This window comes from Pseudomonas sp. LBUM1648 (assembly GCF_059716145.1).
This window is the reverse complement of record NZ_CP166808.1, coordinates 6,322,422-6,342,134: the sequence shown is the minus strand read 5'-3', so window position 1 is coordinate 6,342,134 and position 19,713 is coordinate 6,322,422. Positions and strand designations below refer to the sequence as shown.

19 protein-coding genes are annotated in these 19,713 nt (G+C 59.4%); 10 read left to right on the top strand and 9 right to left on the bottom strand.

The window, feature by feature from the left end; all coding sequences use genetic code 11:
- Positions 1 to 9: 9 nt before the first annotated feature.
- From ACA043_RS28905 to ACA043_RS28875, 7 genes are all read left to right on the top strand, one after another.
- Positions 10 to 2,460, top strand: a complete 2,451-nt coding sequence (locus ACA043_RS28905) for an alpha/beta hydrolase (RefSeq protein WP_497658332.1) — start codon at positions 10 to 12, stop codon at positions 2,458 to 2,460.
- Positions 2,457 to 3,185, top strand: coding sequence for a hypothetical protein (locus ACA043_RS28900; protein ID WP_497658331.1), 729 nt, complete (start codon positions 2,457 to 2,459; stop codon positions 3,183 to 3,185). Before ACA043_RS28905 ends, ACA043_RS28900 begins: the two co-directional genes overlap by 4 nt.
- 37 nt (positions 3,186 to 3,222) lie before the next feature.
- The gene (locus ACA043_RS28895) at positions 3,223 to 3,729 is read left to right on the top strand and encodes a hypothetical protein (protein ID WP_497658330.1); all 507 of its coding nucleotides are present in this window, start codon (positions 3,223 to 3,225) and stop codon (positions 3,727 to 3,729) included.
- A 4-nt stretch (positions 3,730 to 3,733) separates the two neighbouring features.
- Positions 3,734 to 4,600 (top strand): tetratricopeptide repeat protein, encoded by an 867-nt coding sequence (locus ACA043_RS28890; RefSeq protein ID WP_497658329.1) that lies wholly within the window; start codon positions 3,734 to 3,736, stop codon positions 4,598 to 4,600.
- A 35-nt stretch (positions 4,601 to 4,635) separates the two neighbouring features.
- Positions 4,636 to 5,358: a lysozyme inhibitor LprI family protein gene (locus tag ACA043_RS28885; protein ID WP_497659684.1), complete on the top strand. Its 723-nt coding sequence runs from the start codon at positions 4,636 to 4,638 to the stop codon at positions 5,356 to 5,358.
- Positions 5,359 to 5,445: 87 nt separating this feature from the next.
- Positions 5,446 to 6,411 (top strand): hypothetical protein, encoded by a 966-nt coding sequence (locus ACA043_RS28880; protein ID WP_497658328.1) that lies wholly within the window; start codon positions 5,446 to 5,448, stop codon positions 6,409 to 6,411.
- A gap of 75 nt (positions 6,412 to 6,486) precedes the next feature.
- A complete protein-coding gene (locus ACA043_RS28875) occupies positions 6,487 to 7,590 on the top strand; it encodes a hypothetical protein (protein WP_497658327.1) in 1,104 nt (367 codons plus the stop codon).
- Between the two features lie 63 nt (positions 7,591 to 7,653).
- Here ACA043_RS28875 and ACA043_RS28870 read toward each other — a convergent pair whose 3' ends face one another.
- Positions 7,654 to 8,016 carry a DUF6124 family protein gene (locus ACA043_RS28870; protein ID WP_497658326.1) on the bottom strand — a complete coding sequence of 121 codons (363 nt, stop codon included), beginning with the start codon at positions 8,014 to 8,016 and terminating at the stop codon, positions 7,654 to 7,656.
- Between the two features lie 431 nt (positions 8,017 to 8,447).
- Here ACA043_RS28870 and ACA043_RS28865 point away from each other — a divergent pair, with 431 nt between their 5' ends.
- Together ACA043_RS28865 and ACA043_RS28860 are read left to right on the top strand one after the other, a co-directional pair.
- Complete coding sequence (locus ACA043_RS28865) at positions 8,448 to 8,831, top strand: SCP2 sterol-binding domain-containing protein (protein WP_497658325.1); 384 nt, start codon at positions 8,448 to 8,450, stop codon at positions 8,829 to 8,831.
- 178 nt (positions 8,832 to 9,009) lie between these two features.
- A complete protein-coding gene (locus ACA043_RS28860) occupies positions 9,010 to 10,377 on the top strand; it encodes an NHL repeat-containing protein (protein ID WP_489881434.1) in 1,368 nt (455 codons plus the stop codon).
- A 178-nt stretch (positions 10,378 to 10,555) separates the two neighbouring features.
- Here the strand turns inward: ACA043_RS28860 and ACA043_RS28855 are convergent, their stop codons facing one another.
- The 6 genes from ACA043_RS28855 to exbB all read right to left on the bottom strand — a co-directional run bounded on the left by ACA043_RS28855 (position 10,556) and on the right by exbB (position 17,399).
- A complete protein-coding gene (locus tag ACA043_RS28855) occupies positions 10,556 to 11,956 on the bottom strand; it encodes an aminoacyl-tRNA deacylase and HDOD domain-containing protein (RefSeq protein WP_489881435.1) in 1,401 nt (466 codons plus the stop codon).
- 79 nt (positions 11,957 to 12,035) lie between these two features.
- On the bottom strand, positions 12,036 to 14,111 hold the full coding sequence (gene recG, locus ACA043_RS28850) for an ATP-dependent DNA helicase RecG (protein ID WP_497658324.1): 2,076 nt from the start codon (positions 14,109 to 14,111) through the stop codon (positions 12,036 to 12,038).
- Between the two features lie 9 nt (positions 14,112 to 14,120).
- Positions 14,121 to 15,050 carry a hydrogen peroxide-inducible genes activator gene (locus ACA043_RS28845; RefSeq protein ID WP_187680335.1) on the bottom strand — a complete coding sequence of 310 codons (930 nt, stop codon included), beginning with the start codon at positions 15,048 to 15,050 and terminating at the stop codon, positions 14,121 to 14,123.
- 217 nt (positions 15,051 to 15,267) lie between these two features.
- A complete protein-coding gene (locus tag ACA043_RS28840) occupies positions 15,268 to 16,014 on the bottom strand; it encodes an energy transducer TonB family protein (protein WP_497658323.1) in 747 nt (248 codons plus the stop codon).
- Positions 16,011 to 16,439 carry a TonB system transport protein ExbD gene (gene exbD, locus ACA043_RS28835; RefSeq protein ID WP_095187912.1) on the bottom strand — a complete coding sequence of 143 codons (429 nt, stop codon included), beginning with the start codon at positions 16,437 to 16,439 and terminating at the stop codon, positions 16,011 to 16,013. Before exbD ends, ACA043_RS28840 begins: the two co-directional genes overlap by 4 nt.
- Positions 16,440 to 16,445: 6 nt before the next feature.
- A complete protein-coding gene (exbB, locus tag ACA043_RS28830) occupies positions 16,446 to 17,399 on the bottom strand; it encodes a tonB-system energizer ExbB (protein ID WP_497615611.1) in 954 nt (317 codons plus the stop codon).
- A gap of 187 nt (positions 17,400 to 17,586) precedes the next feature.
- Here exbB and ACA043_RS28825 point away from each other — a divergent pair, with 187 nt between their 5' ends.
- Entirely contained in the window at positions 17,587 to 18,444 is an 858-nt protein-coding gene (locus tag ACA043_RS28825) for an SDR family oxidoreductase (protein WP_497615610.1), read from the top strand.
- A gap of 71 nt (positions 18,445 to 18,515) precedes the next feature.
- On the opposite strand, the gene ACA043_RS28820 is transcribed toward ACA043_RS28825, so the two are convergent.
- Positions 18,516 to 19,256, bottom strand: a complete 741-nt coding sequence (locus tag ACA043_RS28820) for a hypothetical protein (protein ID WP_497658322.1) — start codon at positions 19,254 to 19,256, stop codon at positions 18,516 to 18,518.
- A gap of 69 nt (positions 19,257 to 19,325) precedes the next feature.
- On the bottom strand, positions 19,326 to 19,706 hold the full coding sequence (locus ACA043_RS28815; protein WP_003229509.1) for a RidA family protein: 381 nt from the start codon (positions 19,704 to 19,706) through the stop codon (positions 19,326 to 19,328).
- Positions 19,707 to 19,713 lie beyond the last annotated feature (7 nt).

Here is a 19,713-nt window from a genome sequence, read left to right as displayed (position 1 = left end):
GGATCGTCCATGAGCAAGCCCTTGATGTACCTGCTGGCCGGCAACGGCAGCGCCGCCGATTGGTGGGACGACGCGCTGCCGCACTTTCAGCGCTACGACGTGGTGCCGCTGGAATTGCCCGGCTTCGGCGCCAACCCGCAGCCACCCTGCGAGGATCTCGCGGACTACGCGCAGGCCTTGCTGGCGATGACGGAGCAGGGCAGCGCGATCATGGCGGTCGGGGTCAATGCTCTGCTGGTGTTGCATGCGTTGCAACGTCGGCCCGGACACTTTTCGCGCAGTGTTTTGCTTGCACCGGTCGGGGCGTTTTTGTGGCAGCGTCGCTTGCCGGCACTGATGTCGCCGCTGCCGATCCGCAAGACCATTCACTGGCTGCTGTCGAACAAACCCACGCTGTTCGCGCGCAAGTTCTCCAACCAGACCTGGACACCCGCGCAGTACCAGCGCATGGGCGCCGGTTATGCGCGCTGCCGGGCATTCGTGCCGCACTGGGATCTGGTTCGGGCCGACACCGCGCTGCCGCTGCTGGAGTGGATCACCGATCCGGTCGAGCTGGTTTGGGGCGATCAGGACAACGTGCTGGGCATCGAGCAAGCGGCGGCGTGGTCGGCGATTCTCGCTCGCGCCGACCTGACCATCAGCCTCAAACCCGGTTGGGGTCATTACCCGTGGATCGACTCGCCCGCGCAGTTCGCGCAGTGGCTGGAGTCCGGCGAGCGCGGGTTTGTTGCGCACACCAAGGGCGGGCGTTTGCGCTTGGCTGAGCTGGCCCGGCAACCGGTGCCGGCAGCGCTGACGCTCAACGATTGCAATGATCCGCGTCTGCCGGCATTTCTCGCCGCCCAACCTAATGTGACCTGGGCGGTGCGCTCCTCCAGTTATGGCGAAGATCAGGCCGATTCGGCCAACGCCGGGTTGAGCACGACTTACCTGCGCGAGCCGCGCTCCAACGTGCCAAACCGCATCGCCGAATTGACCGCCGAAGGCGTCGAGGAAGTTGTGGTGCAGCGCTTTATCACGCCGATCGTTTCCGGCATCGCGTTTGTGCGGCATCTGTCGGTAGAACTGGAATGGGTTGAAGGCCATCTGGAGTCGCTGGCCGACGGTCACGTCAGCCCTTCGCGGGCAACGCTTTCGCGGGTTGGCGATGCCTGGCGAAGCGGCGCGTTCACGCCATCCCACGGCTTGACCGAAGAGCGGCTATGGCAATTTCTGCAAGACGTGTTGCGGGTGTTCCACTACGTGCCCGGCGACGTCGAATGGGCCTGGGACGGCGCGCAACTGTGGCTGCTGCAATACCGCCCGATCAGCGATTACGGCTGGCGCCGGCACCTGACCGCCGCCAACATCGCCGAGATCCTGCCGCCGCAACCGAGCGTCTTTGTGGAGTACGCCCAGCGTCGCGCTGCGGCAAGTATTCCGGCAATCATGGCGCGCTGGGATGCGCGGGTGTTGCAGGACAACGAGCCGTTCACCGCCGTGTTCGGCGGCGCGTCCTACATTAACAATGACCTGTTTCTCGCCCGACTCGCCGACTGGGGCATCAGCGCCAGCAACTACGCCGGTGAAGTCGGCGGCGCGACCCCGCATCTGCCGTGGCAACCGCTGAAGATGCTGCGCTCGTTGCCGCTGTTCCTGCGCATGCAGCGCATTGCCCGTGGTCATCTGCTGACGCTTGAGCGTGGTTTGCAGCGCTTCGATCTAGAGCTTGCCGAACTCGTCGCCCAAGAGGCCGACGGCCAACAACTGGCGGACTGGTTCACTCGGTTTTATGTGTTCGTGGTGCAAGGCAATCTGTGCATCGCCACGGCGCTGGCGAGCAGCGGCGGGGATTGGCTGGGGCGGCCGCCGACCGCTTACGACAACCTTGAAAACAGCCCACATCGATTGCCTTGGGAGACCGATCCGGCCACCCCTCGGCCGGCGGCAAGCGAACTGCCGTTGCAGGCATTCCCGCACTGGTCAGGGCTGATCCGCCTCGCCAACGCGACCGGCCTGCCAGGCCTGCGCGGTTACTACCTGCAAGTGCGCGAGTGGTATCGCGACAACCTGATGCGCATCTTCTTTCGTTTGCACCACGCCATGCCGCTGGCGGATCGCGAGCACTGGTTTGCGCCGCATCCCGACGCGCGCACCCGTGACGGCAGCTTCTGGCAGGACGGTCGCGAGGGCGCTGAGCAGGCTACCGGATTCATGATTTATCCGGGGCAGGTGCAAGGCATCCTCGGCGTCGACATCCTGCTCGAAGACACCCTTGATCCCGGGCGGCATGCGCACTATCAAGCCGCGCGGGCGGTGATTGCGCGGATGGGTGGGCGGTTGTCTCACGGCTCGACGTTGTTGCGGGAGTTGCGCAAGCCGTCGGCGGTGATGCCGCAGGTGGATCCGGAGTGGGTGGGGTGTGAGGTGTTGTATCGGGATGGGGAATTGGAATTGATCAATTCGAAGGATATGAAGTGAGCATTCAAGGCTTTCGCGGGTTGCTCTTCGGCTTGTTTGCGCTTGCACAAGCGGGCTATGGCGTTGCCGCAGATACCGTGCTGCTCGGTAACGCGCCCGGCCAGTCGACCATTGCCAGCGGCCCTGCCGAGACCGTTGTCGACATGGGCTCTTGCCGCTTTTCCATGCCGCTGGTGCAGGACCAATGGTTGACGTTCGACGATTTCTATCCGGTGTTTGTCGCGGCCAAACAACTACCCAAACCCTCCAGCGCCCCTCGGCTGTGGCAAGCGCAAACGTCCAGTGGCGCCGAGTGGCACTTCGAGAAACCTGCCAACCTCAGTCAGCCGTGGTTTGGCCTGATGTGTGAAAACACTGAGTACTTTTCCCTTCTCACCGACTGGAAACCTCCAGAGGACGACGCGTTTGCGGTGCAAGTCCTGCGTGATGACAACGACCGGAGGTGCCCGGCGACGCTCACCGATCAGGGCTGGGTGCCCAATTCGCTGGCGGGTCGCGCGAACACCTACACCTTCGAGCAATGGGGCGGGGAAAAGTCGTCGGGGTTCATCTTCGGTTTCCACGACAAGTCACGACGCCATATCACCCGCGTCGCCTTTTGCCTGCTGCGGGGCAAAGACGTGCTGATCGGCTCGGCGGAATCAGGCTCAGCCACGCCGTTGTCGATCAGCGCCCAAGGGCTCGAACAGATCAAGACAGCGGTGCGTGGCATTGCCTTCCAATGAACATCCCGACGGTATGTCGCATAGATGGAGTTACAGCGTGAAAGGATTTTCGGTTTTACTCAGCGGCATCTTGTTGGTCGCCGCTTCACTGGCATTCGCCGCCGACCCCGACTTCAAGGATTACCCCGTCACACCAGTTTTCACCGGCACCCCCCATGCACTGGTGCCGCAGGAAAACAGCAATCCGGTGATGGACAGTGCGCGATCAAAAGCCTTGAAAGGCAAGGTCAACTTCGCCGGCCATTACATCCTCAACCCGTTGGGTTGTGGCGGCGGCGCGATCTGCGCCGAAGTGCTCGATGCCCGCACTGGTAAAGTCGCTGGCGGGCTGCCGAATGCTTACGACGGCAGCACATTCGCCATGGCCTACCAACCCGACAGCCGCTTGATCTTCATCACCGGCATCACCCTCGACGGCGAAGAAGATGCCCAGGGGAATTCGCTGGAAAGCGTCAACCGGGATCGCTACTACGAGTTTGTGGACAACGAGTTTCGGCTGCTGAGCATGACAGACGCGGAATCGTCGCCGATGGATGAGGAGTGAGTGGATGAGCCGTCTTCTCGCGCGCAGCCTTTCGCTGCTGCTCTTGCTTTCAGCGTTTGCCGCTGCCACCGACAGTAACTTTGCAGAGGATCCGCCAATAGTCGGCATCCACGGGCACACGGTTACGTTTCGAGCGACAAAATGGACGATGCCCGGCGTTGAGTCGGCGACCGCATGGTTCACTGCTAATGGGAAAACCTTCCCGCTCTTCGGCGTCGACATTGGCGCCGATGGGCACTCCAATATGCTCAGCCCTGACAAGAAAACCTTGCTGCTCGATCCTGTGATCTTCGGCATGTTGTCACTCGAAAACGGTGAGGAAAAACTGGAGTCGCAACAGCATTGCGTTGTGATCTCCATGGAGACCGGTTGTGTGCTGGCTGATCGTTGGGCCACTTATTGCGTCGGCCAGTGGAAGGGCAATCAGTGGGTTTCCGCAGACGGCGATGTGCTCACTCCTAGTCTGGAGACAAAGTCCCCAAAGGATTTTCTGAAATATGTCTCAAGTATCGAGCCGGTGCAGTCTCGCGCAGAGTCCATCGAGTCGAGCCTGAACTTTCTAAATGCAGAGTCCTACATGGCGTGCCATCCCCCGGCGCAAAATGTTCAGGCCTACAACGACTTGGGCTTCTATCTGGCCGAGGGCGGTAAAGATGAGCTGGCGTTGAGGTTTTATCGCGGCGTTGAGGCGGTCGGCAAGCGCACGGTGTTGATGTTGAACATGGCGGATTCCTTGTGGAGATTGAACAAGAAAGACGAAGCGCAGCGCTATTACCGCGGGTACGACGAAGCGATGATTGCCGCTGGCAAGGCACAGAAAATTCCGCAACGAGTCGTTGAACGAACGGCATATCAGGGAATGAAAAATTGAACAGGATTGTCCGCTTCATCGCTTTGCCCCTTTGGATGCTGTGCGCGTCGATTGCGCACGCCGAGGACGATTGCAAAGTCATCACTGTGAGTTGGCAAGTCGATCAATGCATTGAGGCCGACCGCAAGGCCGCCGACGCAAAACTCAATGCCAGCTACAAAAAACTGATGGCAAGGTTCGAATCTCAGCAAAAACGCGATCCCGAACAGGGCAAGGCTTTCATGGCCGTTGCCAGAGAGTCACAGAGAGCGTGGATCAAGTTGCGCGATACCACGTGCCCGCTCGAAGCTACGGAAATCGGCCCTGATGCAGTGATGCATTCCACATCAATCAATAGCTGTATCGCCAGAATGAGCCTGGAACGTGTGGCTTATCTGGACGGAATTGTGGCGGACGGTCCGGGTGACGTAGTTGATATGAACAAAGTCTCCAGATCAGGCACGCAGCGTTACAAAGACGTCGTCGCGCGCTATGTCTCCACGCTCGGCAGCTCATGCCTGACTGTTCAGATTCTCGCGCCTGACGGTAACTGGAGAGTGCTGTCGTCCAGGCAGTTTTGCACTTTCGATGGCAAGAGATTCTGGAGCGACTATGCCGACGCAGGTTTTGAGGAACATGCGTTTGCCGAGGATGGGTTACACGTAACGCTCAGCCTGACGGAGCTTCGTGCACCCGGAGAGAAGCGCCTCGAATGTGTCATTCCGATTCAGAACGCGCAAATCCAAGAGCTGAAATGCGGCGCACCTGAATCATCGTGATGCCCTCGCGCTAGTTATTGAAGATTGATCAATTCGTCGATCAACAAGGAAGTAATGGAAGTGACCAGGTTTTCAAGTTGTGTGTGCATGCTCGCATCGATCATCGGTCTTACCGCGCAAACGGCAACCGCTGATGACCTGCAAACCATCAAGCAAATGCATCCGCCGGTGGTGGCATCGGTGGGCGAGCAGAAGATCACTGTGTTGTTCTTGAAGAACACGCTCAAAGGTCAGACGACAGGTGCATACGTTCCCGGTGGTGAGGTTTTTTACACGACAATGAGTGCCACGAAGCCAGAACTCTCGTTTGTGGCGCCGCTCGTGGGTGATGAAGTCGCATCGGTGTTTTTCTTCGAACGAAAATTCCCTGAGCAAGCGGGGAAGTCCCTGTACGTGCTCATGAGGCAAAAAGAGTCAAACGGTGGGTTCGAAGGCTATACCTATTGGACGCTGGAGTTGCCACTCATCAAGCAGGGCGAGCAGTTGTCGTTGCGCTTTTTTCGTGGTGATCCGCCAGACCCTGAATTGCAGGATTGCCGAGACGGCCGAGACCTTGAAAACGACGTCGATGTTGTGTGTGCCTACAAGGATGCGGCGAGTATCAAAAAGCGCTTGGCAGACCTCGATGCAAAGATCATTGCCGATTCAAAGCTTCAACAGGAGCTGCGCCAGAAGTCGCCCAAAACCAACGGCGACGTGACCAGTGTTGCTTGCCCTTCGACCGACTTTTCAGCGTTCCTCGCAGCCTTCTCCGAGCGCGCCGATGTGCAGAAATCCTTCGTCCAACAGCCACTGAAAATGGTCACGACTGTGGCCGGCGATCCTGAGCCTGAGATGGAAAAGCGCAGCCTCAGTGGTGATGAACTCAAGTTTCCAATCATCCCGGATCAGGCCAAGCGAGAAGTCCAAGGCCTGACATTGACCGTCAAGGAAGAGCAGGGAGATCACGCCGTCGCCATCCTGCAGAAACCGGATACCGACTATGTCTTCGAATATCGGTTTGTCCGTGGGCAATGCTGGCGGTTGGAAGAAGTGATGGATTATTCGCTTTAAAACGCAGGAAGCAGGGGTGAGGGGCGAGATTTCGTGTGTTCAAGCAGGCCCGTAAATCATGAGCAGGGAGGCAAGTTGAAAAGATTAGTCTTGGTCGCGTTATTGCTGTGTTCTTTCTCTGTGGCTGCGGGGCCGATGTTCCCGTCGCTCAAGTCCTGCATGGAAGCCGACAGCGGCTGCGCGTTGGCGTTGAAAGACAATTTTCTGGTGGACGCACAATCCGGGCGACGTCTCTCCGAGGAGGGAGAGTCGGCCGGAGCGATGAGCAGTTTCTGGCTGTATCGAGATGGTGACCGCTACATCCTGGAGAACGAAAATTACTCCCGGGCGAAGTCGCGTCGTTGGCTGGTGTTTACCTATCACAGCGGCAAGGTCGTACTCGACGGCGCCTATATCTTCTCGATAGACATTAATCCGGAGACCGGTCCTTACTGGCACGGCTACGACTGTCGAGGTGATGCCAAGACGTTCGCAGTGCCAACGAAAGAACCATTCAGTGATGTGGCTTTGGAGGCGCTGTGCGGGGAGGCGGAAGGCTGGGTTGTCTCGGGTCGGGACACCGAAGTGCCGGTATCTGCCAAGGGGCTGGCCGTCAGTGTTCCCGTTTACCACGCCCGTAACCGTGATGGTTCAGCGACATACCTGTTTACTGAAAGCGATGTTCCGGACCTTTCGAAACTGGTGTGTTTGTCCAATTGCGCCGATGTCACTCAAACACCGGAGCGTGTCTCGCGAGAAACAGCGCCACTGAAGGGCGGGCAGGATGGGACGTTGTGTGCGGATGACGAAGATATTTACTTCAGTTGCCCCTTGCAGGGGGGCAAGACGGTTTCCATTTGTGCGCAAGGAAACAGCAAACCCACGGTAGGATCCGTGCAGTACCGTTATGGCGTGCCGGGAAAAATAGAAATGGTCTATCCGAAGACTGCCTCGCCGCCCAAGGGCAAGTTCTTCGTCGTAGATGCGTCGGAAGGCAGCGTGAACCTGAACATCATCAAGTTCAAAAGCGGTGCTTATACCTACCTCGTCAATCAGGCCTTTGTGAGTTATCTCTCGGTACTCCAGGACGACAAGGTTGTGTTCCGACAGTCCTGTAATGCCGGTGGTGATGCGTACATCCACCGCGCAGCGATTTTCGGGTTGGAGGCACGTCCAAAAAGTGCAGAGGACTTTCGCTAGTCATTGTTGCCGAGTAGCAGGAAAGGGGACTCAACGTCCCCTTTTTTCCATCCACAAATCCCGTTACGGCTTGGCCTTCACACTCCGCACTTCAATGTGATCAAGCATCCCTTCGACCATCAACCGCACCCCGTCCGCCATTCTGCTCAGGGCCAGCGCGACCGAGCGGCGGGAGCCGTGGAGGTCGTCGGCCAGGTCGCAGGCGATGACGCTGATGGACAGCAGGTCTTCCGAGGCGTTGGCCATGAGGGCTTCGGCATCGGTGCCGGGGGAGAGGCTGAAAAGGCCGCCCTGACGTTTGGGGCGGGGTTCGGCGGCGGGTTTGAAATGGTGGTCGAGGGCGCGCTCGGCGGCTTCGTGGAATTTCTTCGAATTGGGGGATTCGTAGGGCGAGGTTGCTTCAGTGCTGAATGTTTCATCGGTCATCGGTGTAAATCCTGAGCAGTTAATTGATTTCCCCGAGTTCGGACTTGCACATCCGGCCACCGATTTTGCGGCGACCCACAGAGCCTATCCACATCGCACCAACTCGCCTAGTTCATGGACAGCCCGGCACTTTGCAGGAAATTTCCCATAGGTTCGCAGGGCGGAAGATCAAAAGTTCGCAGGCTTCGCCAGCTCCTACAGGTATGTGTTTCAGCAGGTGTAGGAAAGGTGAATGGTGAGACGCGGAGCGTCTCGGGATGCATTCCCACGCGGAGCATGGGAACGATCAGCAGCTGAACGCTGAATCGTGACTTGGTAGTCATCGTGCGTGAAATGGTCTGCATCCTCTTCCAACAGAGGCAGATAGTGGCGTTATCGTTCGAATCCCTTACACTGCGCCGGCCGTTCATTTTCCTTTTGAGGCTGTGCGCATGAAATTTCGTTTTCTCCTGTGGATGCTAGGTCTGTTGATGGGTAAGGCCAGTCGGACTAATCCTGCGTTCCAGCAGCAGTTGGGTGACAAGGATCTGGTGTTTCAGATGCAGACGCTGGACGGGAAGGTGGCGCGGCATTTCGTGGTGAAGAATCAGCGGATTACCAGCAAGTCTGGCACTTATGCCGAGCCGGCGTTTGCGATTGCCTTTAAAGATGCGGCTTATGGCTTTGCCACGATGCAGGCGAAGAACAAGCAGTTGGCGTTTATGCAGGGGATTCAGGACAAGTCGATCCAGATCAAGGGCAATCCGGCGCTGGTGATGTGGTTTCAGGGATTGATGAAGTATTTGAAACCGCGCAAGGCCAAGCCTAAGGTTTGAGTTGGTGTAGCGAGGGCGGTGGTGCAGCTATCAGCATTGGCCTCTTGTGTCGGTGGTATGGCTTCCAAAGACAATCTGACTGTTATTTCTATCAGGTGTGGAAACGCTAGTCGCAGTGCTCTACTCAAGTTCGAGTCCTGGATGCAGGACTTTCATAAAAACTTGATGGAGCAAGATCATGACTCAGGCACAGGACACCGCAAAGGCGGGGACGCTCGATCCGACGTTTGCCGACGGTGGCGTACTCAATTGGGCGTTTCCCGAGGTATCCAGCCTGGCGCCTCAGGCTGTTGTTTCATTACCCGACGGTAAGTTGATTGCCGTGAGTCGTTTATCAGGTTTTCCGGTCGGTTTTGCGGTGGTGCGATTGACTGCCGGCGGAAAGATTGATGCTGGAACGGGGTTTGGTACCGAACAGCAAGGCTTTGTTGAGATCTCTTTTCCTGATACGCACATACCTTTCATCTTAGGGGCGGGCCTGTTAGCTGATGCTGGGGTGCTGATTGCCTGTGAAGCCCGAAAAAAAGACGAAGCCTACAGCAAAGTGGCGATCATCCGGCTCCTCAAGGATGGTCGTCTTGACGAAAGTTTTGGAGACGGCGGAGTCGTATTTCTGGATCCCTTGAGTGGCGGGACGCCTGATCAGGCAAAAAAAATGGAAGCTCATCTCGGTGAGCGAAAAGCTGCTGACCCTATTCATGCGGCCCGCAAGGGCGATGGCAATTCTCTGGCGGCGGGGGTTGAGCAGCCAGATGGCAAGATAGTCGTAATGACTTCCGCCGCTGATTACTCCGTCGGCGAATACAAGGGGCTGGTTGTTCGGCTGAATTCGAATGGCACGTTTGATAAAACCTTCAACGGAACCGGTAGGGCTTTTGTCGAGTTGGAGGGAACGACCGGGAGTTATGGCTCGGGCCTGGCCATTCAGGCAGATGGAAAGTTAGTGGTATTCGGTCCGTACTTCACACCGGGCAACGATATAGGCATGTATGTCACACGCTTTAACGCAAATGGAAAACAAGACCCGCTTTTCTCGACCTTGATGTTGCCCAGCCAGGGCGATCAACTGGTTATTAGTGACATTGCTGTGCGGCGAAAAGATGGCTTGATCGCTCTCGTCGGAGACGTTTTTGAAGGTCTTTATTCGGCCAAAGGGGCGATTTTTGTATTGAACCGGGATGGCGATTTCAATCTGGTTTTCAATGGAGGCAAACCGCATTACTCCAAGTTGACGGATATGGGCCAGACTTGGCGCCGTTGCGCCTTCGGCGGCGATGGCGATGACAAGCTAATCATTTCAGGTGTTACAGGCAGCGATGCTCAGACGGATAACACCCTTGCCTTGACCGCACGTTATTTGCTGACGGGCGAATTGGATCTGACCTTTAACAGAGTGGGTTGGGTTGTTTTTGATAATCGTAATTGGCTGGATGTCATGTTCGATATGACAACTACGGCTCAGGGTCAGATTGTTGTGTGCGGTGAATATGCAGTCAAAGGATCCCCCATTGTAGAGGGCGGTTGGATGATCCGTTACCTGGCTTGATCTTCGTTGCACAAGACACGCTATGGGGGCTGGGTATGCGACTGCTGCGCAGCCGGTCGGGGATAAATCCCCTCACCACAGGTTTTGTGTCAGTCAGATAGACCGAGTTGGATTCATCGCGAGCAGGCTCGCTCCTACAGGGATTGTGTAAAACCTGAGGGAGCGGGCCTGTTTGCGTTTAGGCCTGGCTGAACTGCGAGGCTAGTTCGCGTAGCAGGACTTCGGCTTCAAGCACTTTGCTGACGACGTCGTTGGCTTTGTCGCGGGTCAGGCCGACGCGTTCGAGCAGGGCGTCGGGGATGTCTTCATCCGGGCCGGAACCGATGCCACGGCTGCGCAGCAGGCGCACGGCCAGGCAGACGAGGTTTGGGTATTCGGCATAGGCACCGTCGTAGCTTGGGTCGTGCTGGAAGCGCAGGGCGGTCGCCAGTTCGTCCGGCATGTCCCAGTAGCGCATCAGCCACGAGCCGATCTGTTCGCGGCTGATACCGAGCAGGTGTTGCTCGATGTAGCTGTGGCACAGGTGCGGGTTGACCTCCAGATGGCGGCAGATCAGCGAGAAGTGCGGCGGGAACACGTGGGCCAGCAGCAGGTAACCGAAGTTGTGCAGCAGGCCGGCCAGATACGTCAGGCCGGCTTCCGGGCGCTGGGCGCGCGGCATGGCGCGGGTCAGGCCTTCGATGACGGCGGCGGTGTAGATCGACTGCTGCCAGTACGGCGTGGTTTGTTGTGGATGATCTTTCGGCAGGCTTAGGGTCTTGCCGAGGGCCAGACCCAGCGCCAGGTTGATCACCAGATCGAAACCGAGCACACGGACGATCGCGTCTTCCACCGAACGAATCTTGCCCGGCGAAGCGTAGTACGGCGACGCCGCCCAGCTCACCACTTGCGCGGCCAGTGCCGGGTCGGTTTCGACCACGCCGGTGATGTCGTCGATGGTCGCGTTAGGGTCGACGCGCAGCTTGATGATTTTTTGCGCTGTCTCGGCCAGCGGCGGAATCTCGATGGTCGCTTCCAGGCGTTGCTGAATGCGCCGCGCGGTGAACGCTTGCACGGCCTGGGTGATTTCCTCGCGGTCATCGTCCGGACGGTCGAGGTTCGGGCGGATGCTGCTCAGGGCTTCGCCGAAGTTGGCGGCGCTGGCCTTGGTCAGCATGGTCTTGAAGGCTTCGCTGGCAATTTCCAGCAGCACGCCCGGCTCGCCGGAGTTGATCAGCAACTTCGGCTCACGCAGCAGGCTTTCTTCGTAGAGGCACGGCGAACTGGTCAGCGCCGGCAGACCCGGCAGCAGGCTCAGGCTGTGTTTGCCGAGCATCTTTTCCAGGCGCTCGGTGGAGACGGCGGTCAGGCGACGGCCCGTCAGTTCGGCGAGGCGGTTGAGATCCAGCAACTGGCTCTGGGGAAACAGCACCATCAGCGCACCGACCGCGTCGTCCAGCAACACGGCTTGCACTTTGCGCGAAGCATTAAGGCCGTGGTGGTCGAGCACTTCTTCGTAGGCAATGCCCAGCTTGTTGAGCAGCAGCCGAATAACAGACGGAGCGTGCGGAGATTCGGGGGCGAGAGCAGCTTCGGTCATGGTCTGTATCCGTTTTTGAAACAATTGCACGAGTATAACCAGCTTGGTTGGAACGAGGGTTCAGAAACTGCGACGGTGCTCACACTTGGCCGTATTGCTGCCCATGGCGCAGCCAGCGGTCGAGCAATGGGCTGACGTGCGTCGGCCAGCGTTCCAGCAAAGCTTGCGCGGCATCGCGCACGGCGGGCAGAAGGTCGGCGTCGCGCATCAGGTCGGCGACCTTGAATTGCAGCAGGCCGGTCTGGCGGGTGCCGAGCATTTCGCCGGGGCCGCGCAGTTCGAGGTCTTTTTCGGCGATGACGAAACCGTCGTTGGTCTCGCGCATGATGCCCAGTCGCTGGCGACCGATCTGTGACAGCGGCGGATGGTAGAGCAGCACGCAATGGCTGGCGGCGCTGCCTCGACCCACGCGGCCGCGCAACTGGTGCAACTGCGCGAGGCCGAGGCGTTCGGGGTTTTCGATGATCATCAGGCTGGCGTTGGGTACGTCGACACCGACTTCAATCACCGTGGTGGCGACCAGCAGTTGCAAGTTGCCGGCCTTGAACTCGGCCATCACCGCGGCTTTTTCGACGGGTTTCATGCGGCCGTGGATCAGCCCGACTTTCAGCTCGCCGAGGGCGGCGGTGAGGTCTTCGAACGTGGTCTCGGCGGCCTGACAGGTCAGCTCTTCCGACTCTTCAATCAGCGTGCACACCCAATAGGCTTGACGCCCTTCGGCGCAAGCACCGCGCACCCGTTCGATGACTTCGACGCGGCGGGTGTCGGTAACCAGCACGGTGTTGACCGGGGTTCGACCGGGCGGCAATTCGTCGAGGATCGAGGTGTCGAGGTCGGCGTAGGCGCTCATCGCCAGCGTCCGGGGAATCGGTGTGGCAGTCATGATCAGTTGATGCGGGCACATGCGCCCGCCGACGCCTTTCTGCCGCAGCGCCAGACGTTGCTGTACGCCGAAGCGGTGCTGTTCGTCGATGATCACCAGCGCGAGATTCTTGAACTGCACTTCGTCCTGGAACAGCGCGTGGGTGCCGACCACCATCGGCGTGCCGCTGGCGATCTGTTCCAGCGCAGCGACGCGGTTCTTGCCCTTGAGCTTGCCGGCCAGCCACGCGACTTCAATGCCCAGCGGTTCGAGCCAGCGCTTGAAGGTGATGAAGTGTTGTTCGGCGAGGATCTCGGTCGGCGCCATCAGTGCGACCTGATAACCCGCCTCTAGCGCTTGCAATGCGGCGAGGGCGGCGACCACGGTTTTACCCGCGCCGACATCGCCTTGAATCAGCCGGAGCATCGGTTCGTGTTGGCTCAGGTCGTAGGCGATTTCGTTGCCGACGCGCTGTTGCGCGCCAGTCGGGTTGAAGCCAAGGTTGGCCAGATATTTCGGTGGCAGCTTTTTCGCTTTCGGCATCGCCGGCGCGCGCAGCGAACGCATGCTTTCGCGCAGGCGTTGCTGGGACAGTTGATGCGTCAAAAGCTCTTCGAAGGCGAGGCGATGCTGGGCCCAGTGATGACCGAGGGCGAGTTCATCGACGTCGGCATCGGCGGGCGGGTTGTGCAGGTAGCGGATCGCATCGGCCAACGGCGCCAGTTGATAGTCACGAGCCAGCTCGGTCGGCAGCCAGTCGGGCAGGGTGTCAGGTTTGAGCATCGTCAGCGTTTGCATGCATAGCTGGCGTAGTCGCGCCTGGGTCAGGCCTTCGGTGAGCGGGTAGACCGGGGTCAGGGTTTCATCCACCGGCGGTGGCTCGTCGCCAGTGATGGCGCGGTATTCCGGGTGGTAGATTTCCAGTCCTGATGCGCCGGGTCGGGCTTCACCGTAGCAGCGAACTCGCGTGCCGCGCTTGAGGCCTTCTTTCTGTGCGTTGCTGAAATGGTAGAAGCGCAGACTCAGGCCGCCGGTGCCGTCCTGCAATCGCACGACGAGGCTACGACGACGACCCATGACCACGTCAGCGCCGCTGACGGTGCCTTCGACCACGGCGTCCTGTCCCGGACGCAAGTGGCCGATAGGCACCACGCGGGTGCGATCCTGGTAGCGCAGCGGAAGGTGGAACAGCACGTCCTGGAGATTCTCCAGACCGACCTTGGCCAATTTCTCGGCCATGGCTTCGCCGACACCCTTGAGTGCCGTCACCGACACTTGCGACAGCTCCGTCATGACGCTCGCTTAACCGGCTGTAACCGGTGCCGCTGGCTTGGCCACCGAGCACAGGCGAATGGAGTCGGCGAGGATCTCGATGGCTTTCGGTCGCGGAAAGCTCGCGCGCCAGGCAATCGCCACGGTGCGGAATGGTACCGGCGGCGACAATGGCCGCACTTCGATCACGCCCGGGGCGTAGTGATGGCTGTCGACGGCCGACAGCGGCAGGATCGAGATGCCCAGGCCAGAGGCAACCATGTGGCGAATGGTTTCCAGCGAACTGGATTCGACCGTGGTGTGCTTGGCGCCGTCGTTGCCCTTGGTCAGGGTCGGGCAGGCTTCGAGCACTTGATCGCGGAAGCAGTGACCTTCGCCGAGCAGCAGCAGGCTCTTGTCGTTGAGCAGGCCGGCGTCGATGGTTTCTTTTTGCGTCCACGGGTGCTGGGCCGGCATCAGGACGTAGAACGGCTCGTCGTAGAGCGGCAGGGTCAGCACGTCGGCTTCGTTGAACGGCAGGGCGATGATGACCGCGTCGAGCTCGCCGTTGCGCAGTTTGTCGCGCAGCACATGGGTGAAGTTTTCTTCGATGTACAACGGCATCTGCGGAGCGACCCGGTGCAGTTGTGGAATCAGGTGCGGGAACAAGTACGGGCCGACGGTGTAGATCGCGCCGACTTTCAGCGGGGCTGTCAGCTGGTTTTTGCCAGCCTGGGCCAGTTCGCGAATGCCTTGTGCCTGCTCAAGTACTTTTTGTGCCTGGGCGACGATGCCTTCGCCGACCGGCGTCACACGCACGGCACTTTTGCTGCGCTCGAAAATCAGCACACCGAGTTCGTCTTCAAGTTTCTTCACGCCCACCGACAGGGTCGGCTGGCTGACGTGGCATTTTTCGGCGGCGTGGCCGAAATGCTGCTCTTGGGCGAGGGTGACGATGTAGCGTAATTCTGTGAGGGTCATAGCAAGCGTCCATGAAGATGCGGGCCAAGCATACCGGCTGCGATCGATAGACGCACGTTATCAGACTGAGGGAGGAGTGCGACACCGGACAATGTGGGTTTGCCGTTGCTAGATATGCAAAAGGCACCTTTCGGTGCCTTTTTGACTTGGCTCTCTCGGCTGGCGGAGAACCTTGTGGGAGCTGGCTTGCCAGCTCCCACAGGTCTTGCGGTGTTTCTTAGCGGCGGCGTTCGAGCGAGTAAACAAACGGCGCAACAATTTCGATCGAGCCATTGGTCAACATGTCGGCCGGTGGCTTGGGTAGCGGCTGCGCGCGGCGGATCATTTCCAGGGTGGCCCGGTCCAGATCGGCGTTGCCGGAGCGGCCCACCAGTTCGAACGACAGCACGTTGCCTTCGCCATCGACCACGAAACGTAGTCGGTTCAGGCCTTCCTTGCCACGTGCCTGAGCACTTTGCGGATACTTTTTGTACTTGGCCAGATGCGCGAGCAGGGTGCCTTGCCAACTGGCCTTGGCGGCCATTTGTGCCGGCGACGGGCCTGGTGCCGGTGCCGCGGATTTCTCCGTCGGTGCCGGAGTCGGTGGCGTGTCGGCCGGTTTTTCCTCGGAAGGTTTTTCCTTCGGCGGATCGGGCAGCTTTTTCTCGATCGGCTTCGGCGGTTTAGGCTTTGGCTTCGGTTTGGGTTTCTGCACTGCGATTTCGGCTTTCGGCGCTTCGGCCAATTTCGGAATCGGCAGCTCTTCGACCGGCGCAGGTGGCTGCGGTGGCGTGACGACTTTCGGCGGAGCCGGCGGTGGCGGGGCTGGAACCGGTGCCAGCTCGACCATCATTGCCTGAGGCGGCAATTCGATGGGCGGGCGGGTCGTCCAGTTCAGCGCCAGCGCGATGGCCAGCGCGTGAACGCCCAGCACCACGGCCAGGCTACCGCTGTAACGCGTCAGCTTATGGCGCGTGGTGATCATTTCTTGACTGCGCTCTCGAGTCCGACCAGACCGACCTTCAGGTAGCCTGCTGCACGCAGGTTATCCATCACGCTCATCAGGTCGCCGTAATCCACGCCTTTGTCAGCCTGGAAGAAGATGGTGGTGTCTTTCTTGCCTTTGGTGCGCGCGTCGAGGGTGGCGCCCAGTGCTTCAGGCTTCACTTCGTCTTCGCCGAGGAACAGGCGCTGGTCAGCCTTGACGCTGAGGAACACCGGTTTCTCCGGCCGCGGCGCCGGTTTGGCGGTCGAGGCAGGCAGGTCGACTTTGATGTCCACCGTGGCCAATGGAGCGGCCACCATGAAGATGATCAACAGCACCAGCATCACGTCGATGAACGGCGTGACGTTGATTTCGTGGTTCTCGGCCAGATCGTCGTCTGCGCCTTCTTTCAAATGCAGGCCCATGGCCGATTACCCCACTTTCACCATGTGTGGTTGCGAGCTGCGCTCAGGCTGGTGATCGAGGTCGCGGCTGACCAGCAGCAGGACTTCTGCCGAAGCGTCGGAAACCTGCGCCTTGTAACCGGCGATGGAGCGGGCGAACACGTTGTAGATGACAACGGCTGGAATCGCTGCAACCAGACCCAGTGCAGTAGCCAGCAGCGCTTCAGCGATACCCGGGGCCACGACGGCGAGGTTGGTGGTCTGGGTTTTGGCAATGCCGATGAAGGAGTTCATGATGCCCCACACGGTGCCGAACAGGCCGACGAACGGTGCGGTGGAACCGATGGTAGCCAGCACACCGGTGCCGCTGCTCATGTTGCGACCACAAGCGGCAACCAGACGCTCGAGACGGAAGCTGACGCGTTCCTTGATGCCTTCTTTCTCGCGGCTGTTGGCCGACAGGCGCATCTCTTCGAGCGCGTCGTGCACCAGCAGGTTGGCGAGGGTGCCTTCCTTGCCCGCAGTGGAACTGGCTTCTTTAAGGGTGGTGGCTTTCTTCAGCGCGGCGATTTCACCCCGCAGACGACGCTTGGCACCCATCAGCTCAAAGCCTTTGGCGATCCAGATGGTCCAGGTGATGATCGAAGCGATGGCCAGGCCGATCATCACGATTTTCACGATAATGTCGGCGTTCTGGTACATGCCCCATGGCGACAGGTCGTGGGCCATGCCAAGGCTGTTGTCGGCTTCGAGGGCTTGAGGGACTTCGGCCGGTGTGGCATCTAGGGTCTGAACAGGGGCTGTTGCGTCAGGTGCGGCAGCCGCGGGAGCGCTCTGCTCGGTGGCGGCTGGCGTCGCAGGCGCTTGGGCATCGGCGAAGGCGGCGGTCGGTGCCAGCATCAGGCTGAGCAGCAGAGCTGCCACCGCGCTCCAGGCGCGAGGTCGGTTGGTTGGCGAAGCGGGGATGTGATTACGTGTCATGCTGGCCGGACCTGAGATAGAAAAACGATGATGCTCTTCCAGGCCTCGTGAGGCCGAGAACAAAAGTGGCCTGCATTATTGCAAGTAATTCTTGTTAACAAAAGTAATAGAGTATCTTTTTTCCTTGATTGCTAGCCGCACGTCTCCTGCCAAGGCTAGTCTGTCCCTTTCCGATGGGAGTTTTTTGATGTCCGCGCCTTCTGTTTTGATTGCCGGTTGTGGTGATGTCGGCAGTCGTCTGGCCAAGCAATTGTTGACCGCCGGGTGGGAAGTTCATGGCCTGCGCCGTGATGTCTCGCGTTTGCCTGAGGGTGTCATCGGTGTTGCCGGCGACCTGTTCAACGAAGACTGTCCGGCGACCTGGCCCGTCGGTGCCGTGGATTACCTGGTGTATTGCGCAGCGGCGACCGATCACGACGAGGCCGGCTATCGCGCGGCTTATGTGCAGGGCTTGCAGAACGTGCTGAGTTGGCTGGACGACTATGGGCAAGTGCCCGAGCGCCTGATCTTCGTGTCCAGCAGCAGTGTCTACGGGCAACTGGACGGCGAGTGGGTGGATGAGACTTCCGAAACCGTCGCCACCGGCTACTCAGGTCGATTGATGCTCGAAGCCGAGCAGGTGACACTTAACAGCGGTATCCCGGCGAGCGTCCTGCGTCTGACCGGTATCTACGGTCCGGGCCGTGAATGGCTGCTGACTCAGGTACGTCGTGGTTATCGGGTTGCAGTTGATCCGCCGCTGTATGGCAATCGCATACATGCCGATGACGCGGCGGGATTGCTGGCGTTCCTGCTGGATGCTGATCATCGAGGTGTGGCGCTGGAACAGTTCTATATTGGCGTCGATGATGCACCGGCACCGTTGGCCGAAGTGGTGGGCTGGTTGCGTGAGTACCTCGGTGTGACCGAGTGGGCGGAGGATGCCAGTGTGCGGCGTACCGGTAGCAAGCGGTGCAGCAATGCCCGGGCGAAGGCCTTGGGTTGGACGCCGAAATACCCGAGTTACCGCGAAGGTTACGCGGCGATCCTTGAAGGAAAATGCTGACTTAAAGACGCCAAAAACACCTGTGGGAGCAAGCTCGCTCCCACAGTGTTATGTGTTGCTCTCAGGTGCGTTTACTGCTTCTCAAGCAACCACTTTCGTTGGCCTGGCGTGTACTGCGGCATTTCATCCGCCAACGCCGTGTTCACGGCCTGGAAGATTTCCAGTTCCTTGCCCTTGCGCGCAAAGATATAGGCATTGCCCTGACCGTTGAGTTGCAGCCACATATTGTCATTGGTGCTGCTCATCGACGCGCAATCGCCCGCCAGGCACAACGCATAGCGATCGGCACCCGGCAAACCGGAGACCTGGCCATCGGCCTGGAACTGCACGGTGCCGCCTTCGCCTTGACCACTGGCAATTGTCCAGCTGCCGCCCATGTAGGCCGAATACAGTGCCCGTTCGAAACTGGCCCCGATCGGTGCGCCTTCCGGCACCGGAATCTGTGCGCGGTCGAAGACCTGTTCCGGTTCGTTTTCGCTGGCGGCTTGCTGCAGTTGCCCGCCGTCGCGTTTCAGCTCGCTGGCGGAGCTGCCATAGAAGTCGACTTTCCAGGCGCCGGACTGTTCGCCCAGCAGCCGTCCTTCGACGTTCTCAAAACCGTTGGTATAGCGGGCCTGACCGGCCTTGGTGTTGACGTCCCACTCCAGGTTCGGGCCGTAGGCCTGAAGCGCTTCGCGCAGGGGGCCGCCCTTGGCTGCAGCATCGATCGCCACCTGGTTGATCCAGGTGCCGCTGATGTCACGGTCGGCAGGGTTGCTGGCGCAGCCGCCGAGGAAAATGGCGAGCAGCGGGAGAGCTAGCGCTTTGCGCATGGTGGAATCCTTTCAAAACCTTTTCTTGCTGAGCAGTCGGCGCGGCGTCTTAAGGCCGCGCCGTGCGCATCACTCGATGACCAGAATGGCATCCATTTCAACCTGCGAACCCTTTGGCAGGGCTGCCACGCCGATGGCGGCGCGCGCCGGGTATGGCTGGTCGAAGTACTTGCCCATGATCTCGTTGACCTTGGCGAAGTGGCTCAGGTCGGTGAGGAAGATGTTCAGTTTGACGATGTCCTTGAACGAACCGCCGGCGGCTTCGGCCACGGCTTTGAGGTTCTCGAACACCTGGACGGTCTGGGCTTCGAAGCCTTCCACCAGTTCCATGGTTTTTGGGTCCAGAGGAATCTGGCCCGACATGTAAACGGTGTTGCCAGCCTTGATTGCCTGGGAGTAGGTGCCGATGGCAGCCGGGGCCTTGTCGCTGGTGATAACAGTCTTGGTCATGTATGAC